This window comes from Aeromonas sp. 602658 (genome assembly GCF_049173005.1).
Taxonomy (GTDB): Bacteria; Pseudomonadota; Gammaproteobacteria; order Enterobacterales; family Aeromonadaceae; genus Aeromonas; species Aeromonas veronii_A.
The window spans coordinates 206,260-226,147 of the sequence record NZ_JAAKRF010000001.1; the positions used below are offsets into that span (position 1 = coordinate 206,260).

Consider the following 19,888-nt stretch of genomic DNA (forward strand, 5'->3'; position numbering starts at 1 on the left):
ATGAATCTGACCAGTCTTACCGGCCCCCATCTCATCACGCTGCAAACCCGGTTTGCCGATCGGGATGCGGCCATTCATGCGCTGGCTGATCGGCTCGATCAGGCCGGCAAGCTGCACGACAAGGCTGCCTTTCTGGCTGCGGTCATGGCCCGCGAGGCGCAGGGCCCCACCGCCCTTGGCGAAGGGCTTGCGGTGCCACACGGCAAGTGTGATGCGGTGCGTGAAGCAGCCTTTGCCGTCGCTACCCTGAGCGAGGAGCTGGGCTGGGAGGGGATCGACGGCCCCGAGCCGGTCAACCTGATCTTCATGCTGGCGATCCCGACCGATCAGGCGGGCTCCACCCATATGCAGCTGCTCACCACCCTCACCACTGCCCTGGTGGATGACGATACCCGCGAGGCAGTGCTGGCGGCCCAGAGTGCCGAGCAGCTGATGGCGCTGCTTGATGGTGAAGGGGATGGCGACAAGCAACCAGAAAAAGAAGACAACTTAAATACAAATAAACCCACTGTGGTCTGTGTTACCGCCTGCCCGGCGGGGATCGCCCACACCTATATGGCTGCCGAGTATCTGGAAAAGGCGGGGCGCAAGCTGGGCATTCGGGTACTGGTCGAAAAGCAGGGTGCCAACGGCATCGAGGATCGCCTGCCGCAAGAGGCACTCGATGCTGCGGTGGCCTGCATCTTCGCCGCCGAGGTGGCCATCAAGGAGCAGGAGCGTTTTGCTGGCATCCCCCGTATCGAAACGCCGGTGGCCGAACCCATTCGCCATGCCGAGCGGATCCTCAATGATGCGCTGGAAGCGGCCAAGGCCGGTCGCACCGCCGCGACGCCCAACACCAGCCAAAGCGACGCGCAGACCGGCAAGAAGGTGAGCCTCAAGACCGAGCTCAAGCAGGCGCTGCTGAGCGGCATCTCCTTTGCCGTGCCGCTGATCGTGGCAGGCGGTACCGTACTCGCCGTCTCTGTGCTGCTGGCCCAGATCTTCGGCCTGCAACATCTGTTTGATACCGAGAACTCCTGGCTCTGGATGTATCGCAAGCTTGGCGGTGGCATGCTGGGCACCCTGATGGTACCGGTGCTGGCGGCCTATACCGCCTACTCGCTGGCAGACAAACCGGCGCTGGGCCCAGGCTTTGCGGCGGGACTGGCCGCCAACATGATTGGCTCCGGTTTTCTCGGCGGCGTGGTCGGCGGTCTTATCGCCGGTTACCTGATGCGCTGGGTCAAGCAGCATGTACGCCTTAGCCCCAACTTCAACGGCTTTCTCACCTTTTACCTCTATCCGGTGATCGGCACTCTGGTGGCGGGCAGCCTGATGCTGTTTGTCATCGGCCAGCCGGTGGCCTGGCTCAACAACAGCCTCACCGAATGGCTCAACGGCCTCTCCGGCACCAATGCGCTGGTACTGGGCGCCCTGCTCGGCTTTATGTGCTCGTTTGACCTGGGTGGCCCGGTCAACAAGGCGGCCTACGCTTTCTGCCTCGGCGCCATGGCCAACGGGGTCTACGGCCCCTACGCCATCTTCGGCGCGGTCAAGATGGTCTCGGCCTTTACCGTCACCTTCTCCACCATGCTGGCGCCACGCCTGTTCCAGACCTTCGAGATCGAGACCGGCAAGTCCACCTGGCTGCTGGGGCTGGCGGGGATCACCGAGGGCGCCATTCCGATGGCCATCGAAGATCCAATCCGGGTGATCGGCTCCTTCCTCGCAGGCTCGGTGGTCACCGGCGCCATGGTGGGAGCCATGGGGATTGGTCTCTCCACCCCGGGAGCCGGCATCTTCTCCCTCTTCCTGCTCCACGATGGCGGCCATGGCGCCCTGATGGCTGCCGCCGTCTGGCTCGGTGCGGCACTGGTGGGCACCCTTATCTCCACTGTGGTGCTGATCGGCTGGCGCCGTCACGCCATGCAGCGCGGCACCTATCAGGTGGTCGCCGCAGAGTAAGGCTCATCCTCACAAACGGTTTTTCAACAGACTATTTTTCCGCACGGCAGGCAAAGGCCGCCGTGCGTCAGTAAAGGATCATTGTCATGACAGTTTCACGAGTTCACATCACGCCGCACATGCACTGGGATCGGGAGTGGTACTTCACCACCGAGGAGTCCCGCATCCTGCTGGTCAACAACATGGCGGAGATCCTGGCGCGTCTTGAATCCGACCCCGACTACAAGTTCTATGTGCTGGACGGCCAGACCGCGGTGCTGGAGGATTACTTCGCCATCCAGCCCGAGAACAAGGCCCGGGTGAAGGCACTGGTGGAAGCGGGCAAGCTCATCATCGGCCCCTGGTATACCCAGACCGACACCATGCAGGTGAGCGGCGAGTCCATCCTGCGCAACCTGCTCTACGGGATGCGCGACTGCCTTAGCCTTGGCGAGCCGATGAAGATCGGTTATCTGCCCGACTCGTTCGGTATGTCTTCCCAACTGCCCCACATCTTCAACGGCTTCGGGATTGACCGGGCCATGTTCTGGCGCGGCTGCTCCGAGCGCCACGGTACCGACAAGACCGAGTTCCTCTGGCAAAGCAACGACGGCAGCGAGGTGACCGCCCAGGTGCTACCGCTTGGCTACGCCATCGGCAAGTACCTGCCGGAAGATGAAGCGGGCCTGCGCAAGCGGCTCGAATCCTACTTCGAGGTACTGGAGAAGGCCTCGGTGACCAAGGATATCCTGCTGCCCAACGGCCACGACCAGATGCCGCTGCAGCAGAACATCTTCGCCATCATCGACAAGCTGCGCGAGATCTACCCCCAGCGTGAATTCCACATGAGCCGCTTCGAGCAGGTCTTCGAGCGCATCGAGGCGTGCCGCGACCAGCTGGCCACCCTCAAGGGGGAGTTCAACGACGGCAAATACATGCGGGTACACCGCACCATCTCCTCCACCCGGATGGACATCAAGCTGGCCCATGCCGCCATCGAGAGCAAGATCGTCAACATCCTCGAACCGCTAGCGAGCATCTCCTGGGCACTCGGCTTCGAGTACCACCATGGGCTGCTTGAGAAGATGTGGAAGGAGATCATGAAGAACCACGCCCATGACAGCATCGGCTGCTGCTGCAGCGACAAGGTGCATCAGGAGGTGATGACCCGCTTCATTCTGGCCGACGACATGGCCGAGAACCTGATCCGCTTCTACATGCGCAAGATTGTCGACAACATGCCGGTGGCGCTCTGTGAAGACGGGGTACAGGTGGCTGACAAGCTCTGCCTGTTCAACCTGATGCCCTTCCCTCGTCAGGAGGTGATCAACACCAGCATCCGCATTCGCGCCCAATCCTTTGCCCTGCGCGATGAAGCGGGCCAGCCGGTCCCCTACTTCATCCGCGCCAAACGCGAGATTGACCCGGGTCTGGTGGACAGACAGATCGTGCACTATGGCAACTACGACCCCTTTATGGAGTACGACATCCAGCTCTGTCATCCGCTGCCGGCCATGGGCTACTGCACTCTCCATATCGAGGGCAACCAGCCGGGACTGGAGCAGCCGGTGACGGCCAGCGGCGAGCTGCTGGAGAACGATTTTTACCGCATCGCCCTCAATGACAACGGCACTTTGCAGATCCTGGACAAGCTGCGCGGCACCACCTTCGATCAGGTGCTCACGCTGGAAGAGGGCTCCGATGATGGTGACGAGTATGACTACTCACCATCGCGGGACGAATGGCTGCGCTACTCCACCGAGTTTGCGGTGACCCGCGAGGTCACCCATCAGGCGTGGCAGAGCATCGCCACTCTCAAACTGCGTATGGCCTTGCCGGCCAACCTAGCCGAGCGGGCCCACCGCCAGTGCAGCGGCCACCTTGATGTCACCTGCCGCATCACCCTGGCGCATCAGAGCCCGCGTATCGACATCGAGTTGGAGCTCGACAATCAGGCCGATGATCACCGGGTGCGGGTGCTGATCCCCACCCCCTTCCCGAGCGACACTGTGGTCTCTGACAACCAGTTTGGCTGCATCACCCGCCCCACCCGCGACAGCGCCATGGCGAACTGGGAAGCGGAAGGTTGGAAAGAGGCGCCCATTCCGGTCTGGCAGCTGATGAACTTCGTCGCCCTGCAAGATGGCAAGCAGGGACTGGCGGTGCTGAGCGACGGTCTGCGCGAGTTTGAAGTGATCGGTGAGCAGTGCGACACCCTGGCACTCACCCTGCTGCGCGGGGTCGGCGTACTCGGTAAAGAGGAGCTGCTGCTGCGCCCGGGTCGCCCCTCCGGCATCAAGCTGCCCACCCCGGACTCCCAGGTGCGTGGCAAACTCAGCTGCCGTTTCAGCCTACTGGCGTTTGCCGGCGATCACATCAGCGCCAACGTGATGCAGGCGGCGCGCCGCTACCTCACCCCGGTTCGCTGCTACAACAAGATCCCGTTCGATGCCATGAAGCTCAACAAGGCGAGCTTCACCACCCCGCTCCACTTCAGTCTGCTCTCCATGGATCCCTCCGGTCCGGTGCTGAGTGCCCTGAAGAAAGCCGAGGATGAAGAGGCGCTGGTGATCCGGGTCTACAACCCGAGCGAGCAGGCTGTGCTGAAGGGTGGCAAAGTGAGCTGCGAACACGCCCTGAGCGACTGGCAAGCGGTGCGGATGGACGAACAGCCCCTGCCCCTTGAACTGGCCGCTGGCGAGTTTGGCGAGCTGGCGCCGTGCCACTCCCGCAGCGTGCGCTTTCGGGTGGCTCGCGGCTAACCGCCGGTAACACCCACAGGTAGCAACAGGCGGGGAAGAGTCATCCCCGCCTGTTTATCCCTTCAAGCTGGCCTGCCCCGCTTGATAAAGACATAAAAAAATCCCCGCCGATTGGCGGGGATTTTTATTGGGCCCTGCTTCATCCCGCGAGCGGGAGAGCGCACTTAGCTGGCCTTGCGCAGGATCTGCTCAAGGTAGTCGGCGAAGTGGTGACCATGATGCTCCAGCAGTTTCGGGAACATGGAGATGGAGGTCATGCCCGGGAAGGTATTGATTTCATTCAGCAGGATCTCCCCCTCGTCGGTCAGGAAGAAGTCGATGCGCGAGAGGTGGGTCAGCTTCAGCTGACGGAATGCCTTGAGGGCATACTCGTGGATCGCATCGGCCTGCGCCTGGGTCAGCCCCTCGGCACGCAATGCGGTCTCGGTATGGCTGGCGCTGCTGTATTTCTCTTCATAGGTGTAGAACTTGTCCTGCGGCACGCAGATCTCGCCCGGATACGTCGCCACCAGCTCGTCACCATACTGGTAAACCGCCACTTCCAGCTCGCGCGGCTTGACCGCTTTCTCGATCAGAACCTGTTCGGAGTAACCAAATGCATCGGCAATGCCTTTCACCAGATCCGCTTCGTTGCTGGCGGAGTAGCAGCCAACGGAAGAGCCCTGGGAAGCGGCCTTGATAAAGACCTTGCCCCACTTGGCCAGCGCGGCTTTGGCCTCGGCGAGCGCCGCCTCATTTTGCTCGGTCAGGAACAGGTACGGGGTGTTGGGAATGCCGATGGCGGAGAGCCACAGCTTGGTGCTGATCTTGTTGAAGCAGATCTTGCTCGCCTCGGCATCACAACCGAGATAAGGCAATCCGGCCAGTTCGAGGAAGGATTGCAGATCGCCGGTCTCACCCGGGTAGCCGTGGATGCAGGGCACCACGTAATCCACCGGACGGGCCACGCTGTCGAACGAAAGCAGCTTGTCGAGCCCCAGCTTGCACTCGCGGCCATCGGCACTTAGCCAGCGATCGGCGAACATCTCGACGCGGGTCACTTCGACACCGGGCAGAAGGCCCAGTTGTTGCTCGAGGAAATTGGCGCTGCGCAGAGAAACTTCGTGCTCTGAGCCACCGCCGCCGCACAGCAGCAAGACATGCATGTTCTTCATTAGATGTGATCCCTTGGGAAAAGCGGCCTCGTCATGACCATTTGATAAGCCAACCACCATAAAAACCGGACGAAGCCAGATACGAACATAAGTGCGCGCCAGTGTAGCAAGGGAGATCAACCCTTGTCAGCTGATGGGAGACCCATGACCCCACTTCTTGCAGTGAAAAGTCTCCCCTGTGTCAAAATCGGGACACATTGCCCCTCAGCGCGGGGGATCGACCCTTCCCATGCCGTTGCCATTGACCCGAAACCAGCCGGCAATACTGTAGCGCTCGCGATTGGCAGGCAGTACCTCGTGGGGAAACTCCTCGGAGAGAAACATGACCAGCCGCCCCCCCTTGGGGCTGACATCCATCAGAAACTGCTCCTTGTCGTCATACATGCGCAGCACTCCACCCGCTTCGGGCAGCCAGTCGTTGTTGAGGTAAAACACGGTGGTAAGACGGCGGTTGGAGCGACCGGCAAAGGCATCCCGATGGGTGGCGTAAAAATCCCCGCTGCGATAGCGGGCGAAGTGGGCCTCGTAGTCGAACAATCCCAGCATCAGCATCCGGTTGGCGGCAAGACGCAGGGACTCCATCCGGGCGAGGTAGTCAGCCACCGGCGCACCGAGGGAGGGCTCCAGCCAGTGAATCTGGTCACGGCGAATGTCGGGATTGCCCTGGTGCAGGGCGTCACGGCCGATCCCGGCCGGTTGCCATTCGCTTGGCAAACAGGCTTTGAGGGCATCCACCTCGGTGGCGGTCAAAAAATCATCCACTATCACCCATCCCCGGGTGTAAATGGCATCCATGGCAGCTTGATAGTCCAAGATTGGCTCACAATGAGTAGAAAGAGGGCGCTTTGTAGCGACTTACCGGCAAAGTCACAAACCGGTTTGCTTCTCTTGAGAAGTCCCAACATCAATACGCGAGTTGCTGCCCGCCGCCCCGCGTTTTTGTCGACAGTTGTGATCCCGCTCTGCCAAGGAGCGTATTGGCTGTCGAAACTGTGATGGCCCTTGCAATCAAGGGGACGGATCCTTGCTCTCACCTTGCCGTTAAAAGAGCCAACCGATACCGTAGCCACATCACCATCATGTCGTTAGGCCGGCGCTCATCGCCACAACCGACCTGACACCCCACGGATAACCACGAGAAGGATCTGCTTATGCCTCTGCCCGACCTTATTTTGCAACAACTGGATGGAAGCCCCTACCCGCTGACTCAACTGGCGGGCAAGGTGGTACTGGTGGTCAATGTGGCTAGCCGATGTGGCTTTACTCCTCAATACGAGGGGCTGGAAGCCCTCTATCGCGAGCTGGGGCCAGAGGGGTTGGTGATCCTGGGCTTCCCCTGCAACCAGTTCGGCAATCAGGAGCCGGGGGATGCGGACGAGATCGCTCGCTTCTGCTCTCTCGATTATCCGGTCAGCTTCCCCATCATGGCCAAGTGCGATGTCAACGGTGAACAGGCCCACCCCCTCTATCAATGGCTCAAGAAAGAGAAACCGGGGCTGCTGGGGCTCGAAAACGTCAAGTGGAACTTCACCAAGTTCCTGATCGACCGTGATGGCAAGGTGGTTGACCGCTTTGCTCCCACCACCAAGCCGGAGAGTCTGGTCACCCCCATCCGCGACCTGCTCTGATTGCTTTTCGCGATACAAAAGAGCGGCCGGTACAACAGCTACTGCGCAGCGGCCGCTCTTTTGCTATATTACGCCCCCGTTATCATTTCCATATCGTGGCTGGCCCCAACGCGCTGGCCACCCGTTGAGCCAAAGGCTCATCTCAGGAGTTTCTCTCGAACATGTCATTCAACGAACTGGGTCTGTCCCCGCACATCCTGCGGGCCGTCAAGGAGCTGGGTTACGAACAGCCAACCCCCATCCAGCAGCAAGCCATTCCGGCTATTCTGGCTGGTCAGGATGTGCTCGGCGGTGCCCAGACAGGCACAGGCAAAACGGCCGGTTTCACCCTGCCGATGTTGCAGCGTCTGCTGGCCAACCATGGCCGCGGGCGACGTCAGGTGCGCGCCCTGGTGCTCACCCCGACCCGCGAACTGGCGGCACAGGTGGGCGAGAGCATCATAAAGTATGCCCACCACCTGCCGTTCAAGACTCTGATCGCCTATGGCGGTGTCAGCATCAAGCCCAATCTGGACGCCATCAAGCTGGGGGTGGACATTCTGGTCGCCACCCCGGGCCGTCTGCTGGATCTGCTGACCCAGGGCGCCCTGACCCTGAGCCAGCTGGAAGTGTTGGTACTGGATGAAGCGGATCGCATGCTCGACATGGGCTTTATCGTCGACATCCGCCGCATCATGAAGGCGCTGCCTGCAGAGCGGCAAACCCTGCTCTTCTCTGCCACCTTCTCAAACGACATCAAGGCGCTGGCGGATGACCTGCTGAACGACCCCACCCTGATCGAGGTGGACCCCAGCAATACTGCCGCGGAGCAGGTGACCCAACGCATCATTCAGGTGGATCGGGAACGCCGCCGCGAGCTGCTCTCCCACATGATTGGCCGTGGCAACTGGCAGCGGGTGCTGGTCTTTGTCCGTACCAAGCAGATCGCCGACCGCCTCGCCCAGCAGATGCAAAAAGATGGCCTCAATACCGTGGCGATCCACGGTGACAAGAGCCAGGGAGCCCGCAACCGGGCGCTGGCCGATTTTCGCAGTGGCGACGTTCGGGTATTGGTGGCAACCGATATCGCCGCCCGCGGTCTGGATATCGATCAACTGCCCTACGTGATCAACTTCGAACTGCCCCAGATGGCGGAGGATTACATCCACCGTATCGGCCGTACCGGCCGCGCCGGTCGTGGCGGCGAGGCAATCTCGCTGGTCAGCCAGGACGAGCTGGGTCAGCTCAAGGCTATCGAAGCCTTGATCGGCCAATCCCTGACCGTGGAGATCCTGGAAGGGTATGAGCCAAGCGGCAAGCCGAGTCGCCAGACTCTGCCGGGCAGCAAGCCGGTGCAGAACCCGCCCCGGGCTCGCGGCCATGCCAACGCCAAGAGCAATGCCAAAGGCAAACCTGCCGCAGGCAAGGGCAAAGCCAAGGATGATGCCTCCAAGAAGCCCGCCCAGTCTCCTCAAAACAAGTCCCGCAAACGGGAAGTGGTGGGCGAGGATATCGGCTTTGCGCCAATGCGCCGCTTGCCCAAAGCAATGCGCGACAGCTATCAGGAGAGCAGCGACGAGTAAGCTCGCACGACGCTAACTGCCAAGCCAAAAGAGGGAGCCTGCAAGGCTCCCTCTTTCGTTGTGGATCACACGGAGCCGTGCAAATGCTCCACTCGGGCTCAGACCAGCGAATGGCGCACCGCGGCGGTACCATGGCTGGGCGGCGCTGAACCATCGAGCGGATTGAGCTGCAAGAACTCGAACAAGCCAGCCTGCATATTGACGTTCCAGAAGCGTCCGGCGAGGGTGAGTTGCAACCGTGCGCTCCCGATCTCGGCCAGCCCGTGCTGCTGCCAGGCGGCAAAAAGCGGCATCAGATGGGTCAGCAAAGGCGTTGGCAGATGATCCAGCGCCAGCACGCCACTGTCGAGGGCGCCACGCAGCAGACCGTCCATCCTTGCATTGTGATTGCGCCCCATCACCATCCCGGGCGCCCGCTTGCCACTGGCCAGCGCGTCATGCCAGGGGGCCAGATCCCGTCCATACATCAAGCCGTGGCCAAGAATGCTGCCCCCAGCACCGGCGCCAAAGGGGAGGATCTCCGCACCGCGCTTGGCCATCTGGTTATAACGACTCTGCTCGGCCGGACTGCGCCGCCAGTGGCTGCAAGATAGACGCTCCCAGCCGTGGGCTTCCAGTTGCGCCCCGCCATAGGCATACATGGCCGCCCGCTGCTGGCCATCGGCCAGCCAATCCAGGGTGCCCTTCTCCTGCGCCCGCTCCAGATTGGTGCCCTGCATGGCGATGAGCTGGTAGAGATCGACCCCGTGTACACCACTCGCCATCACATCGCGGATATCCTGCTGCCACACGGCATCACCCTGACCGGGCAGGCCGAAGATGAGATCCGCCACGATCACAGCCGCATCATCCCGGGTCAGCTCACCCAGACGGGTCAGCAGCGCCTCCCTGTCATCGAAACGGGCCGCCTGCTGACGCACCCTGGTATCAAAGCTCTGCACCCCGAAGGAGAAGCGGTTGAAGCCCCCCGCCAGCGCCACCTGCCATTTCTCATCATCAAAGCCGTTGAGGCGCCCCTCCAGCGTCACCTCGGCATCCGCCGCCAGCGGAAAACGGCGGATCACGGCAGCCAGCATGGCCAGCTCATCGGCGCTCATGTCGGTCGGCGTACCGCCCCCCACATAGACGGCTGAAAATGGCATGCTCTGCGCCAGCGGGGTGTCAGCCGCCTGCGCAAGGGAGGCGCACAAGGCGTTGACATAGCGGTTTATCCGCGCCGGATTGGCGCCATTTTCGAAAAAATTGCAGAAACTGCAGCGCTTTCGGCAAAACGGAATGTGGATGTAAAGGGCGCGCTCCTCAGCTTCACTCTCTCGCTGCCACCAGCTCTGCCAGCCAGCCTCATCCAGCGGGAAGGGGCGCATCCCTCCCCGACTGGCGTGAGCCGAGGTCTTGGCGCTAAAAGCAAACTTGAGGGGATCCGGCGTGGGAATACCGGTCATGGAAGGGGTCAGATTCATGATGGTCACTATTATCAGCAAATAATGACAATGATAACGATTATCGTTACTGACATTTTGTTCTGGATCAACCCGAGGAGCAGCCCCCCTCCCGAAAGGCATTTTGGCAACCAGCATTACCGATCTGCTTAACAGATTATTTACTCAAGAGTGGTTATCGTGTGCCGATAGAGAACCATCTCCCGCCGTTTCTTCGTCTACGATCAAGATGATACGGGATCACATAACAACACCAAGCGCATGGAACTTGCCCAAAATGCATAACCTCTCCTTGAACTGGAAAATATTCCTCCCTCTTGCGCTGGTCATCAGCACCACCTTTGGCCTCTGCTTCGAACTCTCCGCATGGCTGCAACGGGATCTCGCCATCCGGCTGGCAGAGGAGAAAGTGGAGAGCATGGCCAACACCTATATGGATCAGGTGAACGTGCTGATGATGACAGGTGGCATGGCCAACCGGCAGATAGTGCAGACCAAACTCAAGAGTGAAGCGGGCATCGTTGAGGCCCGTCTGGTGCGCGCGCCGGCCGTCAGCAACCTGTTTGGCCCGGGTCATCCGGATCAGAAAGCACAGGATCCCCTCGATGAGCGTGCCATCAATCAGGGCGAAGCCATTCTGGAGCAGCAGGGCAACCGGCTAACCCTGATCAAACCGTTCAAAGCCTACAAGGAGTATCGCGGCACCCAGTGCCTCACCTGTCATCAGGTCAATGAGGGGACCGTGATGGGGGCTGTGCGGATCAGTTATGACCTTAGCCACACCTTCGGCGAGATCCGCCACAACAACCTGATCCTGAGCGGCAGCCTGGCCGCCGTCTTCAGCCTCGGCTTCGGCTTGCTCTGGTGGGTATTGCAACGCTACGTGAAACACCCACTGCGCCAACTGCAGCTCACCATGATCCGGATGGCCAAAGAGCGCGACCTCGCCCTCCCCCTGATCAACCAGAGTCAGGATGAGCTGGGCCAGATGACCCGCGCCGTCAATGACATGGTGCAGGGCTTCCGCCACAGCCTGCAGGAGGTGGAAGGGGCAACCCACCAGCTCTATCAGGAGTCGAACCAGATCCGTCAGGTGGCGACCCAGACCGAAAACTCGGCCCGTCAACAAGAGGGGATGACCACCCAGGTCGCCGCCGCCGTAAGCGAACTGGCCGCCAGCTCTCATGAAGTGCGCGAACATGCCCGCCACAGCGCCGAGCTCTCCGCCCTCACCAATCAGGATGCCGCTGACACCAGCCGCCTCGCCCAGCACTCCATCACAGATATGGGCGAGATGTCGGCAGAGATCGATCGGGTGGATCAGGTGATCCAGCAACTCGACAGCCGCTGCCTGGCTGTTGACGGTGTGCTCGAGGTGATCAAGGGGATTGCCGATCAGACCAACCTGCTGGCCCTCAACGCCGCCATTGAAGCGGCCAGGGCCGGCGAGCAAGGCCGTGGCTTTGCGGTGGTAGCCGATGAAGTGCGGGCCCTCTCCAACCGTAGCCGTGCCGCCAGCGAGGAGATCTCCCAGATGATCGCCGCCCTGCAAAACGAGGCCCAAAGCGCCGTTGTGGTGATCGGGGATGCAAAAAGCAAAGCCGGTGAGAGCATCAGCAAGACAGAGGCGACCTTGGCGGCCATGCAAAACATCATTGGACGCATCGCCAGCATCAATGACCTCAACGCCCAGATGGCACAATCAGCAGAAGAGCAGGACAGGGTCTGCAGCGAAGTGGATCACGCGGTCAGCGACATTCGCAATACGTCAAATGACACTCTGGGTCAGGCCCATGCCGCCAACCTCGCCAGTATCCAGCTGGTCGAGCAGTGTCAAAAACTGGAGGCCTTGCTGAAAACCTACCGCTGGTAATCCAGCCAATGGCAACAAGCGCGCTCCCGAGTCGCGCTTGTTGCCGCAAACTACCCTTGATGGGCGGTGTCGAGCATTCATCAATCCTCTTCAGCACATAGCATGTGTGCTTCATCTCCCTTGGCAACATAGCCTCAACAGTCATCCCACCAGGGCTCCAGTAGCGTGAGCTGCTGGCGGTCGAGATCAAGCGCCACCTCGATACCCAGCGGCAACGTCAGCATGGGGTGGGTATGGGCGCAGTCAAACTCCGCCAGAATGGGGAAGCTCGGCTCCCCCACCACCTCCAGCAGGATATCGAGGGGGCGCTTGCCGCTACCCTGATCGTTGAACAACTCGTGCTTGCCGAGGATAAGGGCGCCGATCCGATCAAACACCCCGCACAGTTTGAGATGGGCAAAGGAGCGCTCCAGCGTCTCGGCAGATTTCAGGCTGTCCTCGAGCAGCAAAATGTCGCCGTGCTCGATGACGGGCATATAGGGGGAGCCCCAGATCCCCGCCATGGTGTTGAGGTTGCCGCCAATCAGCCGTCCCTCAACCCGACCTGAACCCACCGAGATCAGCCGATTGGGCTGGCAACGCTTGGCCCGGGTCTGGCTTTCCCAATCGAGCCGTTCATCGCTCCACTTTACCGGGGTGGGCAGCGTGCAGGGGACGCCAGCTTCATCGGCCAATGCAATCTGTAAAAAACTGGCCAGCGTCTCATCCACCAGCGGCGGCAACTCGCCAAAGGAGGCCACCAGCGCCGGGCCATAAAAGGTAACCAGGCCAGTTTGGGCGTGGATGCCGAGCAGTAGCGCCGTCACGTCTGAGTAGCCGACGATGATCTTGGGGTCGCGCCTCAGCGCCTCAAAATCGAGGTAGGGCAGCAGGGAGTTGGAGTTGCTGCCGCCAATCACCGACATGATGCAGCGTACTTCTGGGTCGCGAATAAGGGCGTTGAGCTCCTCGGCCCGCGCAACGATGGAGCCGGAACGCCAGTGCTCCTGCTGGCCGGTGAAGCTGCCCGCCTTGAGCCTAAAGCCCTGCCCCTCAAGAAAGGCTTTTGCGCGGGCAAAACGGTTGGGTGCCCAGGCGGTCGCCGCGCTGGAGGGGGAGAAAAAAGCGATGGTATCGCCACGTTGGAGCAGCGGGGGAACCAATAACGTCATGACACACTCATCCTTGCCAATATCCAGCCATCACAGAGTCGTTGAGACTCCTACACAACCCCTTTGATCACAACGGGTTTATCACTATCGTTTAGAAATACAAAACACTTGATTCATTATTAACAGATATTCTAAACACCATCCCCTTCCTAGAATGACCTCATTGCGATGGCCAACCCCGGTTGGTTGTCAGAACGGTCGGCCTGACAGCCCGAACGTTCTCTTTCCCACTTTTTCTCTCTGACTTATCAATGAGGTGCCTGTCATGAACAAAAACGCATCCCCCAGCGCATTGGTTGTAGAAGGCGGTGCCATGCGCGGCATATTTGCCAGCGGCGTGCTGGATGCGTTTATCGAGCATGACTATCGCCCCTTTGACTTCGCCATCGGCGTCTCGGCGGGGGCCACCAACTTGCTGGCTTATCTCGCCAGCCAGCATGGCCGCAGCCACGAGATCCTGACCAAACTGGCATGCAGCCAGCAGTTTATGGATCCCCTGCGTTTTGCCAAGGGGGGCAATCTGGTGGATATCCACTGGCTGTGGAACACCAGCTGTCGCAAGTATCCCCTCGACATTCACGCCTACCGGGAGACCGGCATCCCCTTCTATGCGGTGGTGACCAATACCCTGACCGGCAAGGCGGAGTACATCCGGGTCAAGCCGGAGAACATGAACGAGGTGCTGCCCGCCAGCTGCGCCATTCCCCTCGCCTCCCACGAATACCCGGAGGTACACGGGGTACCGATGACAGATGGCGGGGTGGCCGACTCCATCCCGGTGATCGAAGCCTACCGCCGCGGTGCCCGTCACCTGACGGTGATCCTCTCCGAGCCCCTTGGCTATCGGCTCAAGCCGATGCCTTTCCCCTGGATGATCCGCACTCTGCTCAAGACCCGCCCCGCGCTGGCACAGGCGCTGGAGCAGCGGGATCGCAGCTACAACGAGGCGCTCGATTTTATCGCCAATCCGCCGGACGACTGCCAGATCGAGGTGATCGCCCCGGCCGACTACTTCCCCGTTTCCCGTTTCACCCGCGATATCAACAAGCTGGAGATGGGATACGTGATGGGCAAGTGCGCAGGCTATCAGGCCGCCCTGCTCAATTGACAAGGGTTTTACAGGCATGACCCGACCTGCCGCGACGCACGCGCCGCCAACACAATAACAATCGGGTCAGTTGAGCAACATGAGTCATAAAAACAGACCGTGGCGAGGCAAGCGCGGCCAGAACCGGTGCCAGACACCCTGACCGGCCCGCTCCTCATCCCTATGCCAGGGCATCTCACCCTCATACAAGGTGTTTATTTATGTCGTTTCTTCTCACCCATCCCGCGCTGGCGCAGCTGTTCGAGCGGCTGCTGCCCGATTACCGGATCATGGCGCCCGCGGCCGAATATCGGGGCGGCCGCTTCTCCGACACCGACAACGTCACCTACCACAGCATCCGCCATCCGGCCGATCTGGTGTGGCAGGAGAAGTCCCACTTCTCCCCGAAAGAGGTGGTGCTCCCCATCACCCAGACCCTGTTCCACTTCGACAATCTGGAGCTGCGCGAATCAAAGGTGGAGGCCAAGCCTACCCTGCTGTTCTTGCGCAGCTGCGATATCCACGCCCTGCGCAGGCTGGATCAGGTCTACCTGAAAAATGGCCAGAACAGCGACGTCTACTACGCCCGGCTGCGCAGCAAGCTCAAGCTGGTACTGCTGGAGTGCCGCGAGAGCTTCGAGAACTGCTTCTGCGTCTCCATGGGCAGCAACGAGACCCAGGATTACGCCGCCGCCATTCGTCTGAGCGATGAGGGTGCCCGTATCGAGGTGAAGGATCCCGAGCTGCTCGGCTACTTTGCCGAACTCGGTGAATCCGACGACTTCACCCCGGAATTTGTCCAGAGCAACCCGGTCAAGGTACGCACCCCGGACAGCGTCTGTGACGACCCCCAGCGGATCCGCCAGATCCTCACCGCCCATCCGGTCTGGGCCGAGTACGACAGCCGCTGCATCGGCTGCGGCCGCTGTACCACCTCCTGCCCGACCTGCAGCTGCTACAGCGTGCACGACCTCACCTATGCGGAGAACCCCAAGCAGGGCGAGCGCCGTCGCCAGTGGGCCAGCTGCATGGTGGATGGCTTCAGCGACATGGCCGGTGGCCACGGTTTTCGCGCCAAGCATGGCGAGCGCCTGCGTTATCGCGCCCTGCACAAGGTCAACGACTACAAGGCCCGTCAGGGGGAGGAGCACATGTGCGTCGGCTGTGGCCGCTGCGACGATCGCTGCCCTCACTACATCTCCTTTAGCAACATCATCAACAAGATGACCGATGTGGTCGAACAGACCATCGCAGCCGACAACGCGCAGGGGGCGAACTGATATGTGCCAGTGCCAGCAAACCGCAACAGCAGAACCGCAGCAGGACGTGGTCGAAAACCGCCTGCTGCCCAAGGCCTACACCATTCTGGCCATCGAGCGTCACACCGAGCTGGAGTGGAACTTTCGGGTCTCCCGCGACTTTGATGTCCACTACGGCCAGTTTGTGGAGGTCTCCCTGCCCACCGTCGGCGAAGCGCCCATCTCGGTCTCCGACTATGGCGATGGCTATGTGGATCTGTTGATCCGTAAGGTCGGCAAGGTAACCGATGCGCTGTTTGCCCTCGATGTGGGCGACAAGGTGTGGATGCGCGGCGTCCACGGCAACGGCTACCCGCTGAAAACCTACCGCAACCAGCACCTCATCGTGGTGGCGGGCGGTACCGGCGTCGCCCCGGTCAAGGGGCTGCTGCGCCGCTTCAGCAAACACCCGGAAGAGGTGAAGTCCCTCGACATGATCCTCGGCTTCAAGAACGAGCAGGCGGTGCTCTATCGCCACGAGATGCCGCTCTGGGCCGAGCAGCAGAACCTCATCGTCACCCTGGACGAGGGCAAGGAGAGCGAGCAGTTTCGCATCGGCCGGGTCACCGACTACATCGACCAGCTGGATCTCGCTGACAAGGAGGATATCCAGGTGATCGTGGTCGGCCCCCCCATCATGATCCGCTTCGTGGTGCTCGCCTTCCTCGAGCGGGGCATCCCCAAGAATCGCATCTGGGTCGACTACGAACGCCGCATGGCCTGCGCCGTGGGCAAGTGTGGCCACTGCCGGATGGGCGACACCTATATCTGCGTGGATGGACCGGTCTTTCGTTTTGACCAGGCCCAGCATCTGATCGACTGAGGGAGAACACCATGAGTCTCGATATCGACATCATCAAGGCCCGCGCCAAGAACGAATACCGCCTCTCCAAGGTGCGCGGCGAAGCGATGATCAGCGTACGCATTCCCGGCGGGATCATGCCCGCCCACCTGCTGACGGTAGCCCAGCAGATCGCCGAACAGTATGGCAACGGCCTGATCCACCTCACCACCCGCCAGAAGCTGGCGATGCCCGGCATCAAGTATCAGGACATGGACAAGGTCAATGCCGCCCTCGAGCCCTTTATCAAGGAGATCGAGGTGGAGACCTGCGGCATCGAGGTAGAGGACACCACAGCCGGTTACCAGACCATCGGCGGGCGCAACATCGTCGCCTGTCAGGGCAACACCATCTGCCAGAAGGGCAATATCGACTGCACCGGGCTGGCCCAGCGGATGGAGAAGCACCTCTACCCCAACCCCTATCACCTCAAGATGGTGATCGCCGGTTGTCCCAACGACTGCGCCAAGGCCAACATGGCCGACTTCGGCATCCTCGGCATCGCCAAAATCCACTTCAATGCCGAGCGCTGCATCGGCTGCGGCGCCTGCGTCAAGGCATGCAGCCACCACGCGGTGGATTGCCTCGCCATCAAGCATGGCAAGGCGGTCAAGGAGGAGAGCAAGTGCATCGGCTGTGGCGAGTGCGTGCTGGCCTGCCCGACCCTCGCCTGGCAGCGGGATCCCAAGCAGCTCTACATGGTCAAGCTGGGGGGGCGCACCAGCAAGAAGACCCCCCGTACCGGCAAGCTGTTCCTCAACTGGGTCACCGAAGAGGTGCTGCATGCGGTGATCAAGAACCTGTTCGAGTTCGAGGCCGAGATGCTGGATGGCAAACCCATCTACCTGCACATGGGTCACCTTATCGACCGGGCCGGTTATCACAAGTTCAAGGAGCGGGTGCTGCGCGGCGTCACCCTCAACCCGGAAGCCATGGTCGCTGACCGCATCTTCTGGGCCGAAGATCTGTACGTCGCCAACATGCACGTCAAAGCGGTGCAATAGGAAAAACCTCGTTTGGGGAAGCGTGATCAAGTGGCCGACACCGGTGGGGATCTGTCGTTGGCCCGGGCGTAGATCACCCTTCCCCTTTTTTATTCCCGTCGGGGGATCTTTCCCCCGACCATCCGGGGTGCGTCACGGCGCGCCCTGCTATCTCGCCCGGCGCGGCATTGCGAGCGGGCCTGCATCCGGAGCCTGTTATGGACTTTCTCCCTCTCTTCTGTCAGCTGCAAAACAAGCCGGTCCTGATCGTCGGCGGCGGTGAGGTGGCGGTGCGCAAGGCGCGCCTGCTGCTCGATGCCAAGGCGAAGATCACCATCAATGCCCCGCACCTGGAACCCCAACTGATGAGCTGGGCCGAGCAGGGTCGCCTGACCGTCTGCGCCGCCGGCTTTCATCCCGAACTGCTCGATGGCAAGTGGCTGGTGATAGCCGCCACCAACCAGCCAGAGGTCAACCATCAGGTCTTTCATGAGGCGAGCCTGCGCCAGATCTTCTGCAATGTGGTGGACTCTCCTGCCCACTGCAGCGCCATCATGCCCGCCATCATTGACCGCTCGCCGCTGATGGTGGCCATCTCCAGCGCAGGCGCGGCGCCGGTTCTAAGCCGTCAGCTGCGGGAAAAATTCGAAGCCATGCTACCGCAACACCTCGGCCAGCTCGCGGCGCTGGCGGGCAAGCTGCGCGAGCGGGTCAAACTCATTCCGGACAAGCTGGCCCGCCGCCGCTTCTGGGAGCGGCTCTTTAGCCACGATCGCCTCGCCCGCCAACTGGCCCGCGGCCAGCAGCAAGCTGCCGAACAGAGTGTCGCTGAGCTGCTCGAGGAGCAACCGCAGAGCAAGGGAAGCGTCACCCTGGTGGGCGCCGGCCCCGGCGATGCGGGACTGCTTACCCTAAGCGGTCTGCAGCAGTTGCAGCAGGCGGATGTGGTGGTCTATGACCGGCTGGTGTCGCAGGAGGTATTGGCGCTTGTTCGCCGGGATGCCGAGCGGATCTTTGTCGGCAAGGAGGCGGGCCGCCACTGCGTGCCCCAGCAGGCGATCAACCAGCTGTTGCTTGAGCAGGCCCGCCTCGGCAAACAGGTGGTGCGGCTCAAAGGAGGCGATCCCTTTATCTTTGGCCGTGGCGGTGAGGAGCTGGAGACCCTGGCCGAGGCGGGCATCCCCTTCTCGGTAGTACCGGGCATTACGGCAGCCTCAGGCTGCGCCGCCTACAGCGGCATTCCCCTCACCCACCGCGATCATGCCCAGCGGGTGCAGTTCATCACCGGCCACGACAAGGAGGGCAATATCGCCCAGGAGTGGTCGGCGCTGGCCGCCCCCCGCCAGACCCTGGTCTTCTACATGGGGCTGGCCCACGCCGCCCGCATTCAGGATGCGCTGCAAACCCACGGCATGCCCGGCCACACCCCGGTGGCGCTGGTGGAGCAAGGCACCCAGCTCAGTCAGCGGGTGGTGCGCGGCGAGCTGCAACAGCTGGCCGACCTGGCCCGTCAGGTGAAGAGCCCGAGTCTCATCATCATCGGCTCGGTGGTCACTCTGGCCGACCAGCTCGACTGGTATGGCAACGGCAGAAATTGATCAATAAACGAGAAGGGCCGACAACCGGGTTGTCGGCCCTTGGGCAGCCAGCAGTTATCCACTTTATCCGTGACCCTGCCTGCGACGGCAGTTGTAGGCAACCCTTGCGAGGCGCATCACACCAGCACGGCGGTACCACTGATGCTGACCATCAGCATGCTGCCGTTTTGCCCCACCACTTCGTAGTCGATATCGATACCGACCACCGCATTGGCGCCAAGGGCGGCAGCGCGCTCTTTCAGCTCATCGAAGGCGATGTCGCGGGCACGGGCCAGCTCTTTTTCATAGGCGCCGGAGCGGCCGCCGATGATGTCGCGGATCCCGGCAAAGAGATCCTTGAAAATGTTGGCGCCGAGAATGGCTTCGCCAACCACGATGCCGCGGTATTCACGAATGGTTTTGCCTTCCAGCGTGGGGGTCGTCGAGAGGATCATCTTGAACTCCTGTGAGTAGCAGAAGGCCCCAGACTACCCCAACTGACAGCAAATCCCAACCGGGTGGTGGCCTGTACGACGCCGTCATTAAAAATCACGACGGTCAGATAAAAAACACCGCGCACGGGGCGCGGTGTTTGTTTCAGAGGGCC

15 protein-coding genes are annotated in these 19,888 nt (G+C 61.2%); 10 read left to right on the top strand and 5 right to left on the bottom strand.

Annotated elements, in window-relative coordinates; all coding sequences use genetic code 11:
* Both mngA and mngB read left to right on the top strand, forming a co-directional pair.
* On the top strand, positions 1–1,947 hold the full coding sequence (mngA, locus tag G5253_RS00850; RefSeq protein WP_227340722.1) for a PTS 2-O-a-mannosyl-D-glycerate transporter subunit IIABC: 1,947 nt from the start codon (positions 1–3) through the stop codon (positions 1,945–1,947).
* An 86-nt stretch (positions 1,948–2,033) separates the two neighbouring features.
* The gene (mngB, locus tag G5253_RS00855) at positions 2,034–4,688 is read left to right on the top strand and encodes a mannosylglycerate hydrolase (protein WP_266133893.1); all 2,655 of its coding nucleotides are present in this window, start codon (positions 2,034–2,036) and stop codon (positions 4,686–4,688) included.
* Between the two features lie 164 nt (positions 4,689–4,852).
* Here mngB and G5253_RS00860 read toward each other — a convergent pair whose 3' ends face one another.
* Positions 4,853–5,842 (bottom strand): D-alanine--D-alanine ligase, encoded by a 990-nt coding sequence (locus tag G5253_RS00860; protein WP_266133892.1) that lies wholly within the window; start codon positions 5,840–5,842, stop codon positions 4,853–4,855.
* Positions 5,843–6,046: 204 nt separating this feature from the next.
* Positions 6,047–6,655, bottom strand: coding sequence for a 2OG-Fe(II) oxygenase (locus G5253_RS00865; RefSeq protein WP_040066372.1), 609 nt, complete (start codon positions 6,653–6,655; stop codon positions 6,047–6,049).
* Between the two features lie 338 nt (positions 6,656–6,993).
* On the opposite strand from G5253_RS00865, the gene G5253_RS00870 reads away from it, so the two are divergent.
* Together G5253_RS00870 and G5253_RS00875 are read left to right on the top strand one after the other, a co-directional pair.
* Entirely contained in the window at positions 6,994–7,470 is a 477-nt protein-coding gene (locus G5253_RS00870) for a glutathione peroxidase (RefSeq protein ID WP_040066373.1), read from the top strand.
* Positions 7,471–7,631: 161 nt separating this feature from the next.
* Positions 7,632–9,032 (top strand): DEAD/DEAH box helicase, encoded by a 1,401-nt coding sequence (locus tag G5253_RS00875; RefSeq protein ID WP_266133891.1) that lies wholly within the window; start codon positions 7,632–7,634, stop codon positions 9,030–9,032.
* Between the two features lie 98 nt (positions 9,033–9,130).
* Here G5253_RS00875 and hutW read toward each other — a convergent pair whose 3' ends face one another.
* Entirely contained in the window at positions 9,131–10,492 is a 1,362-nt protein-coding gene (gene hutW, locus G5253_RS00880; RefSeq protein ID WP_266133890.1) for a heme anaerobic degradation radical SAM methyltransferase ChuW/HutW, read from the bottom strand.
* Between the two features lie 256 nt (positions 10,493–10,748).
* On the opposite strand from hutW, the gene G5253_RS00885 reads away from it, so the two are divergent.
* The gene (locus tag G5253_RS00885; protein WP_266133889.1) at positions 10,749–12,344 is read left to right on the top strand and encodes a methyl-accepting chemotaxis protein; all 1,596 of its coding nucleotides are present in this window, start codon (positions 10,749–10,751) and stop codon (positions 12,342–12,344) included.
* Between the two features lie 134 nt (positions 12,345–12,478).
* Here G5253_RS00885 and G5253_RS00890 read toward each other — a convergent pair whose 3' ends face one another.
* Positions 12,479–13,495, bottom strand: coding sequence for a S66 family peptidase (locus G5253_RS00890; protein WP_421202608.1), 1,017 nt, complete (start codon positions 13,493–13,495; stop codon positions 12,479–12,481).
* A gap of 265 nt (positions 13,496–13,760) precedes the next feature.
* On the opposite strand from G5253_RS00890, the gene G5253_RS00895 reads away from it, so the two are divergent.
* The 5 genes from G5253_RS00895 (at position 13,761) to cysG (ending at position 19,302) form a co-directional block, all read left to right on the top strand.
* The gene (locus tag G5253_RS00895) at positions 13,761–14,603 is read left to right on the top strand and encodes a patatin-like phospholipase family protein (RefSeq protein WP_042080448.1); all 843 of its coding nucleotides are present in this window, start codon (positions 13,761–13,763) and stop codon (positions 14,601–14,603) included.
* 200 nt (positions 14,604–14,803) lie between these two features.
* Complete coding sequence (gene asrA, locus G5253_RS00900; protein WP_043819574.1) at positions 14,804–15,862, top strand: anaerobic sulfite reductase subunit AsrA; 1,059 nt, start codon at positions 14,804–14,806, stop codon at positions 15,860–15,862.
* A 1-nt stretch (position 15,863) separates the two neighbouring features.
* The gene (gene asrB / locus G5253_RS00905; RefSeq protein WP_266133887.1) at positions 15,864–16,703 is read left to right on the top strand and encodes an anaerobic sulfite reductase subunit AsrB; all 840 of its coding nucleotides are present in this window, start codon (positions 15,864–15,866) and stop codon (positions 16,701–16,703) included.
* Positions 16,704–16,714: 11 nt separating this feature from the next.
* Positions 16,715–17,725, top strand: coding sequence for a sulfite reductase subunit C (gene asrC, locus G5253_RS00910; protein ID WP_266133886.1), 1,011 nt, complete (start codon positions 16,715–16,717; stop codon positions 17,723–17,725).
* Positions 17,726–17,922: 197 nt separating this feature from the next.
* The gene (cysG, locus tag G5253_RS00915) at positions 17,923–19,302 is read left to right on the top strand and encodes a siroheme synthase CysG (protein ID WP_266133885.1); all 1,380 of its coding nucleotides are present in this window, start codon (positions 17,923–17,925) and stop codon (positions 19,300–19,302) included.
* Between the two features lie 116 nt (positions 19,303–19,418).
* Here the strand turns inward: cysG and G5253_RS00920 are convergent, their stop codons facing one another.
* Positions 19,419–19,736 carry a heavy metal-binding domain-containing protein gene (locus G5253_RS00920; protein ID WP_216953896.1) on the bottom strand — a complete coding sequence of 106 codons (318 nt, stop codon included), beginning with the start codon at positions 19,734–19,736 and terminating at the stop codon, positions 19,419–19,421.
* Positions 19,737–19,888 lie beyond the last annotated feature (152 nt).

Bases quoted from the DNA above. Each gene is read 5' to 3' on its own strand.
- mngA (WP_227340722.1), top strand. From the start codon at position 1: ATGAATCTGACCAGTCTTACCGGCCCCCATCTCATCACGCTGCAAACC.
- mngB (WP_266133893.1), top strand. From the start codon at position 2,034: ATGACAGTTTCACGAGTTCACATCACGCCGCACATGCACTGGGATCGG.
- G5253_RS00860 (WP_266133892.1), bottom strand. From the start codon at position 5,842: ATGAAGAACATGCATGTCTTGCTGCTGTGCGGCGGCGGTGGCTCAGAG.
- G5253_RS00870 (WP_040066373.1), top strand. From the start codon at position 6,994: ATGCCTCTGCCCGACCTTATTTTGCAACAACTGGATGGAAGCCCCTAC.
- G5253_RS00875 (WP_266133891.1), top strand. From the start codon at position 7,632: ATGTCATTCAACGAACTGGGTCTGTCCCCGCACATCCTGCGGGCCGTC.
- hutW (WP_266133890.1), bottom strand. From the start codon at position 10,492: ATGAATCTGACCCCTTCCATGACCGGTATTCCCACGCCGGATCCCCTC.
- G5253_RS00885 (WP_266133889.1), top strand. From the start codon at position 10,749: ATGCATAACCTCTCCTTGAACTGGAAAATATTCCTCCCTCTTGCGCTG.
- G5253_RS00890 (WP_421202608.1), bottom strand. From the start codon at position 13,495: ATGACGTTATTGGTTCCCCCGCTGCTCCAACGTGGCGATACCATCGCT.
- G5253_RS00895 (WP_042080448.1), top strand. From the start codon at position 13,761: ATGAACAAAAACGCATCCCCCAGCGCATTGGTTGTAGAAGGCGGTGCC.
- asrA (WP_043819574.1), top strand. From the start codon at position 14,804: ATGTCGTTTCTTCTCACCCATCCCGCGCTGGCGCAGCTGTTCGAGCGG.
- asrB (WP_266133887.1), top strand. From the start codon at position 15,864: ATGTGCCAGTGCCAGCAAACCGCAACAGCAGAACCGCAGCAGGACGTG.
- asrC (WP_266133886.1), top strand. From the start codon at position 16,715: ATGAGTCTCGATATCGACATCATCAAGGCCCGCGCCAAGAACGAATAC.
- cysG (WP_266133885.1), top strand. From the start codon at position 17,923: ATGGACTTTCTCCCTCTCTTCTGTCAGCTGCAAAACAAGCCGGTCCTG.
- G5253_RS00920 (WP_216953896.1), bottom strand. From the start codon at position 19,736: ATGATCCTCTCGACGACCCCCACGCTGGAAGGCAAAACCATTCGTGAA.